The sequence below is a fragment of the Achromobacter xylosoxidans genome (assembly GCF_014490035.1).
GTDB lineage: Bacteria > Pseudomonadota > Gammaproteobacteria > Burkholderiales > Burkholderiaceae_B > Achromobacter > Achromobacter bronchisepticus_A.
Window position 1 is genome coordinate 6,252,397 of the sequence record NZ_CP061008.1, and the last position, 13,876, is coordinate 6,266,272.

Annotated in this window: 15 protein-coding genes; 13 read left to right on the plus strand and 2 right to left on the minus strand. The window is 59.7% G+C overall.

The window, feature by feature from the left end:
* Positions 1 to 3: 3 nt before the first annotated feature.
* From pilO2 to pilM, 9 genes are all read left to right on the plus strand, one after another.
* Positions 4 to 1,332 carry a type 4b pilus protein PilO2 gene (gene pilO2, locus IAG39_RS29000; RefSeq protein ID WP_118931615.1) on the plus strand — a complete coding sequence of 443 codons (1,329 nt, stop codon included), beginning with the start codon at positions 4 to 6 and terminating at the stop codon, positions 1,330 to 1,332.
* Positions 1,333 to 1,498: 166 nt separating this feature from the next.
* Positions 1,499 to 1,837, plus strand: a complete 339-nt coding sequence (gene pilP, locus IAG39_RS29005) for a type IV pilus biogenesis protein PilP (RefSeq protein WP_223283304.1) — start codon at positions 1,499 to 1,501, stop codon at positions 1,835 to 1,837.
* A 6-nt stretch (positions 1,838 to 1,843) separates the two neighbouring features.
* Positions 1,844 to 3,547, plus strand: coding sequence for a GspE/PulE family protein (locus IAG39_RS29010; protein ID WP_054485455.1), 1,704 nt, complete (start codon positions 1,844 to 1,846; stop codon positions 3,545 to 3,547).
* The gene (locus tag IAG39_RS29015; RefSeq protein WP_118931614.1) at positions 3,534 to 4,331 is read left to right on the plus strand and encodes a type II secretion system F family protein; all 798 of its coding nucleotides are present in this window, start codon (positions 3,534 to 3,536) and stop codon (positions 4,329 to 4,331) included. Before IAG39_RS29010 ends, IAG39_RS29015 begins: the two co-directional genes overlap by 14 nt.
* Positions 4,232 to 4,582 (plus strand): hypothetical protein, encoded by a 351-nt coding sequence (locus tag IAG39_RS29020; protein WP_240633187.1) that lies wholly within the window; start codon positions 4,232 to 4,234, stop codon positions 4,580 to 4,582. Before IAG39_RS29015 ends, IAG39_RS29020 begins: the two co-directional genes overlap by 100 nt.
* A gap of 51 nt (positions 4,583 to 4,633) precedes the next feature.
* Positions 4,634 to 5,197 (plus strand): type 4 pilus major pilin, encoded by a 564-nt coding sequence (locus tag IAG39_RS29025; RefSeq protein ID WP_006225789.1) that lies wholly within the window; start codon positions 4,634 to 4,636, stop codon positions 5,195 to 5,197.
* Positions 5,197 to 6,192, plus strand: coding sequence for an ATPase, T2SS/T4P/T4SS family (locus IAG39_RS29030; protein WP_006225788.1), 996 nt, complete (start codon positions 5,197 to 5,199; stop codon positions 6,190 to 6,192). The genes IAG39_RS29025 and IAG39_RS29030 overlap by 1 nt, the downstream gene beginning before the upstream one ends.
* Entirely contained in the window at positions 6,189 to 7,427 is a 1,239-nt protein-coding gene (gene pilV, locus IAG39_RS29035) for a shufflon system plasmid conjugative transfer pilus tip adhesin PilV (protein ID WP_006226463.1), read from the plus strand. The genes IAG39_RS29030 and pilV overlap by 4 nt, the downstream gene beginning before the upstream one ends.
* A gap of 40 nt (positions 7,428 to 7,467) precedes the next feature.
* Positions 7,468 to 7,920, plus strand: a complete 453-nt coding sequence (gene pilM / locus IAG39_RS29040; protein WP_006226464.1) for a type IV pilus biogenesis protein PilM — start codon at positions 7,468 to 7,470, stop codon at positions 7,918 to 7,920.
* A 478-nt stretch (positions 7,921 to 8,398) separates the two neighbouring features.
* Here pilM and IAG39_RS29045 read toward each other — a convergent pair whose 3' ends face one another.
* Together IAG39_RS29045 and IAG39_RS29050 are read right to left on the minus strand one after the other, a co-directional pair.
* Positions 8,399 to 8,860 carry a DUF3577 domain-containing protein gene (locus tag IAG39_RS29045; protein WP_006226465.1) on the minus strand — a complete coding sequence of 154 codons (462 nt, stop codon included), beginning with the start codon at positions 8,858 to 8,860 and terminating at the stop codon, positions 8,399 to 8,401.
* Positions 8,861 to 9,385: 525 nt separating this feature from the next.
* Positions 9,386 to 10,003, minus strand: coding sequence for a hypothetical protein (locus tag IAG39_RS29050; RefSeq protein WP_124260339.1), 618 nt, complete (start codon positions 10,001 to 10,003; stop codon positions 9,386 to 9,388).
* A gap of 298 nt (positions 10,004 to 10,301) precedes the next feature.
* On the opposite strand from IAG39_RS29050, the gene IAG39_RS29055 reads away from it, so the two are divergent.
* From IAG39_RS29055 to IAG39_RS29070, 4 genes are all read left to right on the plus strand, one after another.
* Entirely contained in the window at positions 10,302 to 10,910 is a 609-nt protein-coding gene (locus tag IAG39_RS29055; protein WP_006226466.1) for a glycine zipper 2TM domain-containing protein, read from the plus strand.
* Positions 10,911 to 11,001: 91 nt separating this feature from the next.
* Entirely contained in the window at positions 11,002 to 11,358 is a 357-nt protein-coding gene (locus IAG39_RS29060; RefSeq protein ID WP_006226467.1) for a hypothetical protein, read from the plus strand.
* A 483-nt stretch (positions 11,359 to 11,841) separates the two neighbouring features.
* Complete coding sequence (locus IAG39_RS29065; protein ID WP_006226469.1) at positions 11,842 to 12,468, plus strand: DUF3275 family protein; 627 nt, start codon at positions 11,842 to 11,844, stop codon at positions 12,466 to 12,468.
* A gap of 72 nt (positions 12,469 to 12,540) precedes the next feature.
* On the plus strand, positions 12,541 to 13,644 hold the full coding sequence (locus IAG39_RS29070) for a DUF6094 domain-containing protein (protein WP_006226470.1): 1,104 nt from the start codon (positions 12,541 to 12,543) through the stop codon (positions 13,642 to 13,644).
* The last annotated feature ends 232 nt before the right edge of the window (positions 13,645 to 13,876 follow it).

The window sequence follows — 13,876 nt, forward strand, 5'->3', positions numbered from 1 at the left end:
CCTATGGGTCCGAAACAACCAGAACCCGGCCGGGTGATAGTGATCTCGGCCGGCGGAAAGTCCCTCGTTTCCGGTCTGTACTGGCAGACACTTTCGCAACCCCAAAAGGTCATGAAAGAGGCGCGCGAGATCGGCAAGCGAGACGGTATGGACATCGTCGCTATTCGCCGACTGCCCACAATCATCCAGGCCGGCTTTGTGCGCAAGCAAGCGGGAGTTCAGAAAGGCATGTTCAGCCTCGCCTCGATCGTGGCGGACCTGCTGCTGCGTAAAGAGGGGCAGTCCACGCTCGACCCCCTTATTGCGGCCTTCGCGGTCGGAGATGGGCGATTCGCCATTGTCGCGTTCAAGGATGGCGGCGTGGTGCCTGACTCGGACGTTGTTTTCGACACTCTGGCTCAGGCACAGGACGCAGTGCGCGCTCTTTACGCGCTGCTCTCTTCCAAGGGGAAGGAAGTCACCGTCTACGCCCCATCCGAGCTCGACTTTGGCGGTGATGCATCTGTCACGCTGGAGGTACTCTCCCGAGCTGCCACGCGCGATCACAAGCTAAAGCCGCTTCGCTTCGGGCTGAGTCGCCGCGAATGGCTTCTCCTGGCCCTTTCGGTGGCGGCGATCATCGCGCTCACCATCGTCTATATGGTCTGGCGCCAGCACGAACGCGAGCGCGAAGAACGCCTTGAACGGCTCCGCCAGGCCGAGCTGGAGCGCGTTCGGAAAGATAGTGGCCAGGACGTTCGGCCTGCCGCTTTGGTACATCCATGGACGACTACGCCCCCCGTGCCCGCGATGATTTCGCACTGCATAGCAGCCGCGAGATCGACACCACTGGATGTCGCTGCATGGGAACTCCGCGCGCAAAACTGCACGCCGAGTTCATACGAGGCGGCATATGCGCGGCGGCCCGGCGCCACGGTCATGGAGTTCAGAGCAGCAGCGGCAGCGGTGTTTCCCCCGGGATACGCCGTGTCGATCCAGGCGGACGCCGACCAAGCGACAGTGCGCGTCATGTCCAAAGCGCCTGCGGGAGGCGACGACGAGATGCTGGAGATCGGACACAGGGTGGATAGCCTTGTCTCCCACCTCCAGAAGCAGCTTATTCCGATCAAGGTCGCGCCAAAGGCTCCGCCTACTCACAGCACCCCCAACGAGCAGGTAGGCGAGCCCGCCCCGGACTGGAGCACTGCGACCTTCGAAATCGTCAGTGATTGGCCTGCCGCCTCCGTCTTCGCCGGTTTTGACACGCGCGGCGTGCGGCTGCTGGAGCAGTCTACGTCCCTCAAGGAGAGAAAGCTCTCCTACACGCTTAAAGGAGAGATCTATGGAAAGTAAGAACGTATTTGGCCTAGCGGCGTTCGTCGCTCTGATGCTCGGACCTGTCTCCCACGCGGTCGGGCAAGTCGCGCGCTCGCCCGACTCTGGCCCCGCAACCGCGAGCACCCTCGCAGACCTCGCCGAAATCCAGCTACGCAGGCTCACTTATGAAGCGCTGACCGGAATGAATGAAGCAAAACTGGCCTACGAAAAGACGTCTCGCGTCGAAGATCGCAGTGCGACCGGCGTTCCTACGGTTCGGTCTGTACAAGGGATTGGAGGGAAGCTATCCGCCATTTTGGTGTACGCGGGCGGCGCGCAGGCCACAGCTCGCGCAGGCGAGGACATCCCCGGAGGCTATCGCGTGAAATCAATTTCCGTAGACAGGGTGGTCCTTACGCGGAACGGTCAAGACCTACGCCTGGGCTTCTCGGCGGAAGCCCCCCAAAGCGTTACCGAGGGCTCTGTTCGCCTGACGTCTCCCTTCCCCGGGGCCGCGGTTCCATTCCAGCCTGGAAGGTAAACATAAATGGACACCACCATCCATGCCCCCAACTCGCCCGAAGGCCAGAACGAGACACTCGCCCCGCCCATGGCGCCTGCACGCCGAGTTCAGAATCTCAGCGCTGTCGGCGGGGACTGGCAGGCGCCTGAGTACGTAATCGACCGCGTCGTGCTGGCCGACGACGGCGTCCTGTACGTGGACGAAGAGCACAGCGACGATATGCGTGTGATGTCATACATATCGCGCCTTCGCCTCAACCGAGTAAGTTTCGAACTGCGGACGGTCAGTCACACCGAGATCAAACGCCTACAGCAGTCCGCGAAGGACGGCGCTGCGCTCTCCATGGCCGAAGGCCTCGGAAACACCAAGACCGCCCAGCAAGAACAGATCAATCGAATGATCTCCGAGGCAGCGAGCCTGGGCGCGAGCGACATTCACTTTCTTCCCGACGTCGATAAGACGTATGTGAAATACCGAATCAACGGCATTCCGGAGAGTCGATTCACCCTGGACCGCGCCGTGGCGGAGGACCTAATCTCCACGCTCTACACGTCGATGTGCGAGAAGCCCGACAACTACGAGCCGTCCCGAAAGCAGAACGCTCGACTCATGGAGCGCTACGCCCGCCAGTCGGGATTGTTTGTTTGCCGGATTGCGACTGGCCCAGCGGCACGCGGTCGAAAGCTCGTCATCCGTCTCTATCCCGATACCGGAGACTCGCCGAAGTCCATGGCGGAGCTCGGCTACCTGCCCGAACAATGTGCCCAAATTCGATCATTCGGCCGCAAGACGTCCGGAATCGTATTGGTGACAGGGACCACTGGCTCGGGCAAGTCCACCACACTGAACCACTACCTGAAGCAAGCGTTGCTGCAAGCAGAAGGGGAGCTCATCGTCGCGACGGCCGAAGACCCCGTCGAGCAGCCCATTCGGGTGGTCACCGTCCGCAATGGCGCCGAGGCCGTCTACGTGGCAGTTCAGGAACCGATTATCCCGGCAGGCACCAGCGAAGAAGACGTTGAAGCAGCGTGGGTCGATGCCATCGATCACATGCTGAGGTCAGATCCGGACTCGATTCTGATCGGCGAGATTCGTGGGAAGGCCTCGGTGAGAGCTGCTATCCGCGCAGCGCTAACCGGCCACCCTACCCTTGCAACGCTGCACGTCAAGGATGCTATGAGCGCTTTTGACAGGCTCGAAGATTCCGGCGTGCCACGCAATTTGCTCACCGATCCAACCCTGTTCATCGGCATCATCAACCAGGCCCTAGTTCCGGTCCTATGTCGGCATTGCAGCAAGCCGTTCGCCAAAGCGGAGGGCGAACTTGAGCCGGGGCTTCGCGACCGGGTTAGGCGAGTCTGCGACGTATCGGGCGTTCGGATTCGAGGCGAGGGCTGCTCGCATTGCCGCCGCGGCCTGGTCGGACGTACCGTCTGCGCCGAAGTGGTGTCCCCGACCCCCTCACTGATGTCGGTCTACCGTAAGAACGGGACGTTCGCTGCGCAGAAATATTGGGTGCAGGAGATGGGTGGCGTAACCCAGTGCGGGCATCTGATCCGATTGATCGAAGCAGGCCGCGTGGATCCGGATCTCGGCGAGCTTATGGTTCGGCCGCTAGACAGCGACGACTGGCTCGCTGAAGGCATAGGGCCGCGCAAGGCCAGGCGCACGCGCCGCGCCCAGCGGACACTCTTCAACCGCCGGAGCTCTCGTCATGGCAAAGCTTAGCTCGCGTCGCCGCATAGTGATCTACCGAACCCTCTACGCCATGGCGCGATCGAAGGTTCCGGTCTTCGACGCCCTTGTCGACATTCAGAAGGCGCATAGCCGCAATGGTCGCCGCCCGAAGGCGACTATCGCGGTCTTCGCACACGAGGTGCTAGTGCGCCTTTCCAGCGGGATGAGCGGCGATCGGTTTTCCGAGGCACTCGAAGGTTGGCTTCCGGGCACCGAGATCTCTATGCTCGCTTCAGCCCAGAAAGCGGGGGACATCGCCACCGGGTGCGAAGACGCCATAAAGCACATCAAGCGCCAGGCACGTGTCCGCGCCGCAATTATTAGCGCTGTCGCGTACCCGGCAGTGATTCTAACTATGGCCGCCGTGCTACTGGCTTTTGTCTCCTTCAAGGTGGTCCCAGTTTTCGCCAGAGGCTCGGATCCAACAACTTGGACGGGGTACACCGCCTTTGTCTACTGGATGAGCGAAACCATCCGGCATTTCGGCATTTTCATCCTGGCCGGCCTTGTCGCGGTTGGCTTTGCGATCCGTTGGTCGCTGCCCAACTGGACCGGATCAATGAGGCTGGCGTTCGAACGCATTCCCCCATGGTCCACGTACAAGACCATGCAGGGCGCGGTTTTTTTTCCAATCTCGCAATCCTGCTTAATGCCGGTGCGGATTTGCTGCAAACCATGGTGCATATCCATAAGCACGCGAGCCCCTGGCTGCAACAGCGCCTGCAAGACACTATGTATGGCCTCAGTATGGGCAAAAACCTTGGCGTCGCGCTAGACCTGGCAGGTCACAAGTTCCCGGACGAAGAATCGATCGCGTACATCACCACAATCGCCTCGCGCGAGGGATTCGCCTATGCGCTGTCTGAGTTTGCTGCCAACTCGGCAGAGAACGCCGCGCTGCGGCTTGAGGCGTCGGGCAAGGTCATCTTCTTCCTGGGCTTGATTGGCGTAACCGCACTCGCCGCCGTGATTTTCTTCGGACTATTCGGACTTCAGACCGCCGCGATGGGCGATCGAGTTTTCTAACTGCGCGCCGAAGGCGCGTTGCACAACTACTCCCGTTTATTGGAGCATCACATGACCCTTAACATCGACCCTTCCTGCACCGCTGCACCAGCCGATCGCGAGTCGCTATCCGACGGCGCTTCGCAGAAGGTCACTGGCTATGCGCTTCCTCACGCCGGCACGCCGGTAGCTCGCCAAGCAGGAGCCTCCGTCGCCGATTTCCTGGCGTGGATGCTGCTTGCCGTTATCGTGGCCAGCGCCATCTTTGGAGGCTACTACGTCCTCAATAAGGACACCGAGAACAACACGGAAGCTCAGAACATCGCCCAGCTCGTCAAGGGGGCCAAGCTCCTCCGAGACATGAATGGGTACGCCAATGTCACAACTGCGGCGCTACAAGCCGCCGGCGCGATTCCGAGCAACATGGTCGGCGCGACGACGGGCACGCTGTATCACAGTTGGGATGGCGAGGTGACTGTCGTTGGATCGGCCACCCAGTTCGTGATTACCTACCGGGCTGTCCCCAGCAGCAATTGCATCCCTCTGCGCGCCAACCTCTCCCGGACGGCTCAGTTCGTCAGCATGACCAATTGCCCAACCACCGGCAATGTTGACCTTGTAATGACTGCACGCTGATGGACAACACACCCGTTACCTTGGAGGAGGCAACCAGCCTCCTCGACCTGAGATTTGTCGATATGATCATCGGGCCCGACTACGCCGAGCTTCGTGAACTGGAGGGAAGTCAATCGCTCTCAGACAAGGTCCCGGGCCACCTGCAGGCGGACGTCAATCTGCTGCGTCAGCAATGCAGGCAGGCACTGCGGACACTGACGAAGTCGGAGTTCACCGCCACCCTAGGCGAGGAGAAGTTCAGGGTGACGCAGCTCTTCGACGTGGACTCGCAGGACATATTCATCCTGGCCCGCGCGGATGTGAAGACACGACCGCTGAGATCGCTCGGTATGGCGGACCGGCTATTCAACCATTTGATACAGCCGAAGCTGAGTGGCCTAGTCGTCGTGTCGGGAGGAATGCGCCACGGAAAGACGTCCACCGCTGATGCGATCTTCATCGACCGGCTTGAACGGCATGGTGGGCTTGGCATCGCGTTGGCTGATCCGCCTGAAACATCGTTGAATGGCATGCACGGGAGGGGCCGCGCGATTCAAATCGAGGTGGCACGCGAGCATGGCGGTTACCAAGAGCAGCTTATGCGAGGGCTGCGTTCTCGCGCGAACATCTTCTATCTTGGGGAGACCCGCGACCCGTCCTCCGCAATCGAGGTCGTCCGTGTAAGCGGCAACGGATGGCCCGTCCTCACCACACTGCACGCAGACAGTCCGGAGCTCACTTTCACCAAACTGCAATCGCTATGCGCTGGCTCGGGCGCATCGGTTGAGTCGTTCAACGCCATGCTGGCTGACAACATCAGCGCGGTGATTCACCAACAGCTTGAAACAGTCAAAACAGGCACTGGGATTGCCAAGCGCCTGCAAATCAACTGGCTGGTGTTGGATGGCAAAGAGGACACTGCCATCCGGGCCAAGATCCGCAAAGGCGACTTCGCCGGACTGAACACAGAAATTGCAGCGCAGAAAGCCGCTGCCATCTTCGGGAACAGATTATGAACCGACGCTACCAATTGACCGCTTCAAGGCGAAAGCAGGCGGGCTTCACAATGGTCGAGGGCATGCTGGTGCTCCTTCTCTTCGCGATAGGCCTGGGAGCATGGCTCTGGAACCAGACCGACTACATGGCCACGCTCACAAGCCGCCAAGCGGCATTTCATCAAAAACAGGTGGGCAACGCCGCTGCGGCATACGTCAAAAACAACTATGCATCTCTTCTGGCTGCTACCGCCGGCGGTCCTGTCACGATCTCACTGGACACGATCCGCAACGCTGGGAACCTGCCCGCCGCCCTGCCCGCGCTCAATCCTTACGGCCAGGCCTATACGCTCGCAGTACGCCGCGTAACGCAGGGTGGCCAGAACATTCTCGAAGCACTCCTGGTGACAGGTGGCGGCGACATTCCGGAACAAGACCTGCGTCGTACCGCTGCATTGCTGGAGGGAGGCGGGTTCGTTCTCGCGCGCCAGCCCGCCATAGCTCAAGGCTCAATGGGAAGCTGGCAGGTGCCGGTTTCCGGCTTCGGACTGGCATTGCCCGGCGGCAACTTGGCCACCGCGCTGTTCTTCAACAGCGCCGGCCAGGTTACGGACTATCTCTATCGAAATTCGGTCGCTGGGAGGCCAGAGGTCAACCGGATGAACACGAGTATCGACATGAATGGCAATGACCTCAATAACACACGCACCGTTCGCACTCAGACCGTGGAGGCCTCCGGCAATATCAATACTAAGAGCGCACTGGTAATACAGAACGCTGACGGATCTACCCGTAGCGGCTGGTATACAGCAGGCAACGATGGCTGGCTTCGCGTTCTAAATGACAATCATGTGGTCACTGCAGGCGAAGTCCGCGGCGGGGCACTACGTTCGATGGGCCAAACCTATTCTCACGGACGCCTCAACGCCTACGAATACGTGTACGTCGGCGGGGTCGCCAACGAAGGCTGGGCATGCGAAGCAAACGGCCTGGTGGCCAGGACGGGAATCGGTGAACCCCTATCCTGCCAGGCCGGAGTGTGGCGAAAGTCTGGCGGAGGACAATTTCGCTGCGAGTACTACTTCGCGGGACGTGCCGATAATTACCTCCCTACGGACAACTCTTGGTGCCCGGCCGGCATGATCGTAACCAGCGTAACCAGCGCAGGCAGGAACCAGAATTTCTACAACGTCATGGGAAAGAGCCTGTACGCGGGCAACGTCGGGCACGGCTACACGTGCTGCGGGATCTCTTGACCACCTCCGGCGGCGACCCCGTCCCAAAGGACGCACAGCTATGAGCATACTGATGATTCCGCTGCTGGCGCTGTTCATCCTAATTGCATCTCTGGCCTCCACGTCGGAGCAGACTACGTTGGATATGCAGCAGCAGCACGAGGCGGTCGTGTCCGGAGGCAGTCTGCGCATCTACGCGAATTCAGTAGCCAGGTTTGCAAAATCTAACCCAACGTTTTCTGGATCAGCCCCGTCCACGGCGCTCGACCTTCCGACCTGGTTCAGCCCACAGTTCGGCACGGGCAATGTCGTTGTGGGTGGCACCGCCTACATCTACTTTCTTCCAGGCGGACGCGCGGTAGATCTATACCGGATGTTCCCGGACGACGAGGATGGCCTGCCGATTCTCTTTGGCGTCGCCAGGAGCGGTATTCTGAGCTCGCCTTCTGGCGGGGCGGCAGTCCTTTCGTTGCCGCCCGGTGTGCCCGACGGGGCGATTGTGTACGTCCTTTAACCGCAAGGCCAACAAAAACCCCCGTCCGGCGGTGCCGGGCGGGGGTTGGAGCGCTTCATGCGCTAAGGTTGCGAGCGTTACGGGCCGCTGCTGGCCTGGGATAGCGGATAGGGTTGGCGCCCGAGTAAGCTTGACTATAGGCTTGCCACAGACGACGAAGTCGCCTCTGGCAAGCCTACTCGGGCCAAGTGTGCCCTGCCCTGGACAGAGCCGGGATCGGAAGAGAGAGCCGCGGCCGGTTCAGGGCCGCGACGGGTAGCTCAATTTCGATCGAGGAACGCCAATTCACCGAATCGACTGAGGGTGGAGGACACTGCTTTTTTCATCTGGCCTGTTCAGCAGCCTAACCAGATATTCGGGATGCGCCTTTTTGAGTGCGGCGCGCACTGAACAACCTGCGAAGTCTTCTTCAATATGCACCACCGGCGCACATTGAAGAAAACTCCACGTGTGTGGAGTTTCCGGGGTTGGCTAGGACTCAGTTGTCATCCGTGCCAGTTCGAACGCCATCGGCCGAAGCCTCGGGTTCAACGTACTGATAAACCATCACGCCATCAACTTTCGCCATGTGGATCTTCAGTAAGCGGCCCTTGAGGACCACCCCTGTTTGACCGGCACGGGTGCCGCTCGTGATCTTGTAGGTGTCGATGTACGGATCGCCGATGGTCACGGACGCCAGGACCTTGCGGCTGGAGTCGTTCGCGGCTTCTTGAAGCTTTTCGCTCATGACCTTGATGGCGTCTTTGCCGACGACCTTTACGTCGCAATTGAGCCAGGTGAGTGAATCCGCACTGCCTTCCTGCGCCTCACCGTGAAAGATGCTGATGCTGCACGCAAGGAACGGAGCACCTTTCTTGGGCTTAACTTCGCGAACACGACGAACATAGCCGAGGCCACGAAGATGAGCATCGAAGTACTTGGGGGTGTTTGCTTGAGCCATGACGGATCTCCTAAAGAAAAGGGGAACCGCCGCCCCATTCGGGGAGGAAAGTTCCCCGATGGGCTGAAAAGACACTCCTGGTCGCTAGGACCTGCGGTCACCGAATGGTGGAGCCAAACCGCAGTGCTACAAAAGATTCCGACATAAGCTGTCGGACGGCTTTCTAGCCGACATCTTACGTTTCGGCGATGAAGAAATCAATGGAATTTCCTGCAGCACCACACCAATTTTCGAGAGAGAGGAAAGTCCCTCACTCCGGACTCGGAGCCTTAAAGGAAAGTATGGTCGCGGGAGCTCGGCGCGGCAGCAAGTCTCGGCACGGGTCGACCGACGTCAGTTCCGCCGCCGGCACCGTTTCGACAGCGCGCACTTCGCACCCTTCGCTGTCCAGCGTCACTGTTTCGACTTCTCGGCTATCCCCACATTCAGCGAGGATTGACACGTCACCAAGACGTTCGTGTCTTGCCTGAGTTCCAGCACGGCACTTGCTTGCCCAGGGAGAAATAATGTTCATTGCGAGTTCCTTCATCGAGGTTGTTCACCTGTGGGCGGCAGTGGCCCCAGCCGGAGATCGTTATAGCCGACAGGCCGCGCTGGCACTGGCCCGCCTTGTTGTAGGACCGGAGCTGCAGCGCCGTTTTGAACCTCCGAAGCACTCCAGTCGAGGTTGGATTCAACTTCGTCGCCGTCGCCCTCGTCGCCAGAGGCGGTTGGTGGGCTTTGGACGGGTATGTGGTCGGAGTCGGACCCTGCCGCTGCGAGAACAGACGATCGAACGACATCAACGCGGCCTGCAGGCAGCAGCACGGAGAAGCGGTCCGGCCTGCCAGGTACAAAAACGTAGTTGCCTCGCACCTCGGCATCTCCCCGAGCCCCTCCTGGCAGTTCAATTGGCACCGACCGCAGCTTCGACGGCAACGGCTGGTCCAGGACCAGAATGATTTTTCCATGGTCACCAAATGCGCGTACCGCAACGTGGCCGCCGTCCGAACTGACCGTGTAGTCGAAGTCCAATCCCTCCGGCGCGACATGCAGGGCACCGGAGGTTGTCGCGCAACCAGACAGTGCGATCACCGCGACCAGGCCGAGCCCCGCAAACACCGATCGTGTCACGTACTTCGGGATTGAAAATACGGAGTTCAAGTTTATTCCTAAGCCACGGCAAAACAGGACGCTGCCACCGCAGCACCGCAACCATCATAGAGCGGCGGCAAGCTCCAAAAAAGCTCGGTAGCCCTCTTGCCAAACCGTTGAGATTGTGTGTAGGATTCCGCCCAGTATGCCCGTCAGAGCTCATCTGGCATCTTTTGCAGTGCTGCGGTTTGGCTCCACCATTCGGTGACCGCAGGTCCTAGCGACCAGGAGTGTCTTTTCAGCCCATCGGGGAACTTTCCTCCCCGAATGGGGCGGCGGTTCCCCTTTTTCATTCAGGAGAACCGACATGAGTTCAACGTTCAGCGTTGCAAGCCTTTCTATCGCCTTTGGCATCTGCGTCGGCGCCATTGTCTGGGGGGCTATTTCCCTGGCACCGCGGGCCTACGTGGCCGTGCGCGCATGCGCCCACGGCTTCACGCATAGCCGAGGCAACACCCGACGTGCGGCTATTGTCACCTCGATCGCGGTGACCGGCCTTCTCGCCGGATGTGCAAATCAGAGCGCCTCAGGCGGCGTGTACAGCTACCAGCAAGCTCAGCAGGTGCAGCAGGTCCAATCGGGGACGGTCATTTCGGCACGACCAATCACCATTCAGGCCGGCTACAACTCCGGGGCAGGCATGGCAGCAGGTTCCGCACTAGGCGGATTGGCGGGCAGCGCCATCGGAAACCACAAGGGGTCCTATGTCGCGGCAGCCATAGGCGCGCTCATCGGCGGTATCGCCGGCAATTCTGTCGAACGCAAGGTGTCCGAAGCCGCTGGCATCGAAGTCGTTGTACGACTCGATAGTGGTCAAACCCAAGCAATCGCGCAGGAGGCTGACATCCCGCTCAAGCCTGGCCAACGGGTCCAAGTCCTGAGCGGTGCCGGCGCAGTTCGCGTCATCCCGATTTAAACCCAAGCAGTGGCGCCCATTGGACGCCCTGCTCCTTCCCCTACCGGGCCCACGCCCGAACGGGCGAGTGGGCTCTTCTTCGGAGCTTGCGATGAGCAATCATTTCTTCAAAACCCTGCACAACGGCCATGCCATCACGGTCAATCTAGGCTGGGACCGCCCCATGGGCCATTTCTTCCTGGTCATACCGAAGCCGGTCGAGCTTCTTGACACTGATCCGGATGCAGACGACGACGGCGAATTCGGCGGCGACTTCCTTTATTCAAATCTTTACGAGCGAAATCCCTTTGGGTTGGACCTCGATTACTTCCGCGGAGTCTTGCATCGACTCGGCATTACCCTTCCCGAGAGCATGTACGTCGAGGTGCTTGCGGATCGTCGCAATAACGTGGGCAACCGCCTCGTCACACACCAGGCGGATGGCACGTTCTCCGAACATCCGATCTAAGACTGCTGTTCTCATTGACCCATCGGGGCCTCCCGATTGGGGGGCCTCCCTCTTAAAGGCCCAACTATGCCTCACCACTCAAACCGAGAAAGAATGACAAACGTTGAGTGCGTCACGGACTTAATGGAGTTCTCCTCCTATGGCCCGCTCGCTCAAATGTTTGTCGTAGACGCGCTCCTCAAGCACGCGACGAGCGTCGCGAAGTTCAGCGACGAAGATCTCCAAAACTGGCCTGAGAATCATCTCATCCACCCCCATTCATGGAGAGGTGTTGCGCAAGAAATCAAAACGAAACTTGAGCAGCACCTCAACCCCGACGCATCTTCGGAAGTGACGTAAAAATTCTGGAAACTGCCACAGGAACCGCGAATTCGTAGGGCCTGACGCAATCCAGTCCATCCCTCGCGCGGGTTTGCATTCCCGCGCAGCCCCTCTCATTCATCTTGGCCCCTAAGGGGCCGCTTTTTTTTCTGGAGCAACACCATGATCAAGATCCCCGGCACGCTGGAGGTCAAGACGATTCGAGGCGGCAACGGCGACTTCAATGTCGGTGAGCTGCAAACCGCAATCGGTGAATTCAAAATCAAGGACAAGATCTTGGAGCAGTTTCAGTCGGGCTCCTACCCCGGCGAGTTTCTAATCTCGAAGATCTATCCGCACTCATACACGTGGTACGGGAAGATCACAATTGAGATTCGCGCCATGCTCGCGGACGTGATGCTAGACAGCGACGACCCTGGCGACTCGGAGATTGCCACTCAGGCGACCGAGCCCGATCCAGCGGATGAAGAACGCAGTTCCCCATCGATCGCTACGCAGAGCGAGGCCGCAACTCCAAAGGTCTTGTCGGCGGAAGAGGCCCCTCCTCCTCCCGCAGCGAGCGCTCCACTTGCGACCGCCGAGCAGCCCACGGCGTCAAGCGTGCCCTTCGAGGACAGCGAGCTCTTGGAAGTCTTCGGCGCTGAGCTTACGGAGCTGATCAAAGCCCGGCAGCCAGTAAAGCTAGATCCGTCGGTCGACCGCGCGCTGTTCCGGTCGCAGCGCGATTGGCTCGGGAAGCGACTCAACTACAGCTTCCGTGCTGCATCTCAAACCTGGCACGTCAAATAACACCAATCCCTCGATGCGCAGGTCCGGCTTCAGCCGGCCCGCGCTTCAAACCTCCACTACAGGCAGAACCCCATGGCACTTATCTTTCCTAGGCTCGCGCAGAACTTCATTCGCAACGGCTATTTTCCAACCGACGAGGAGACACTGAAGCGAGTTTGCTCCGCCCTTGAGCTGCTCGATCCTGATGCGGGGGCAAGGCTCTATGACCCCTGCTGCGGAGAAGGAAGCGCCCTTAACTGGGTGGCTTCCGCTCTGGACGCGTTTCATGCCTCAAAGTCCACAGTGACGTATGGCGTCGAATTTGACCGGAGCCGCGCCTGGCACGCAAAGGAGCTCCTCTCGTCAGCACTTCACGCTGATGTCCACGATGTGTTTGTATCAGCGCGGTCTATGAGCCTCCTGTTCTTAAATCCCCCTTATGGAGCCGTGGTGGCCGACAAGGGGCACACTGGCGACCGGCACTATGACCGCTTGGAAAAGGTCTTCTACCAGGCCGCGGTGCCATCGCTCGCTTTCGGCGGCGTGCTGGTCTTGATCGTCCCACACTATGTGATGGACAAGCAATTTGCGACCATGATCTCCCGGAACTTTGAAGGGGTGCGGGCCCACTTGGCGCCTGAGCAGGAGTTTCGGCAGCTTGTCGTCTTCGGTGTAAAGAGGCGTTCCGACTCACCTGACCCCAATGTTGTGAAAAGGTTGGTCGAAATTGGGCAAGGAGCACTTCCGTCCGAGCTACCCGCTGAATGGACCACTGCACCCTATCTTGTGCCGCACGTTGCCGGTCAGCTCGCATTTCTGTCCACGAAAATCGACGCCGAACAGTTACGTGACGAGCTTCAACGCATAGCACCTTCGACTTTATGGCCGCAGCTCGGACGCTTCTTTTCGACCGGTGAAGTCACTCATCGACGCCCGCTCTGCAACCTCTCTGACTGGCATCTTGCGCTTGCGCTCGCGGCCGGACAGATAAGTGGCGTAGTGGAGGGCGACGACGGGACCAAGCTGCTTATCCGGGGAGACACGATCAAGGTCAAAGTCCAGGAAGTTCAGCTTGAAGAAGCCAGCAATGGCGATGTTCGCACCACGATCGTGATGCGCGACAAGTTCGTACCGACCATCGTCGGAATCGACTTCACGCCAGGAGCGCGCTTGGGCCGTCTGGTCAACATCCGGTGACTCAAGCCTTATTGAAACAGCCCCTCGCGTTCGCGAGGGCGCTGCCCTAAGCGTATCTCCATGCACTTAGGCCAGCGTTCCACGAAGCCCAGCGTTACTGGGCCGTCGCCGGCGTAACCGGCATCCTTTTGGTTCGGCTCCATGGGCTTTTGCCCAGGCCAAGGTCCTCCAGACCTGGAGTGTTTTCTTAACCCTTGCGGGCAACCTCCCGCAGGGTGCCCGCTGTCGCTTG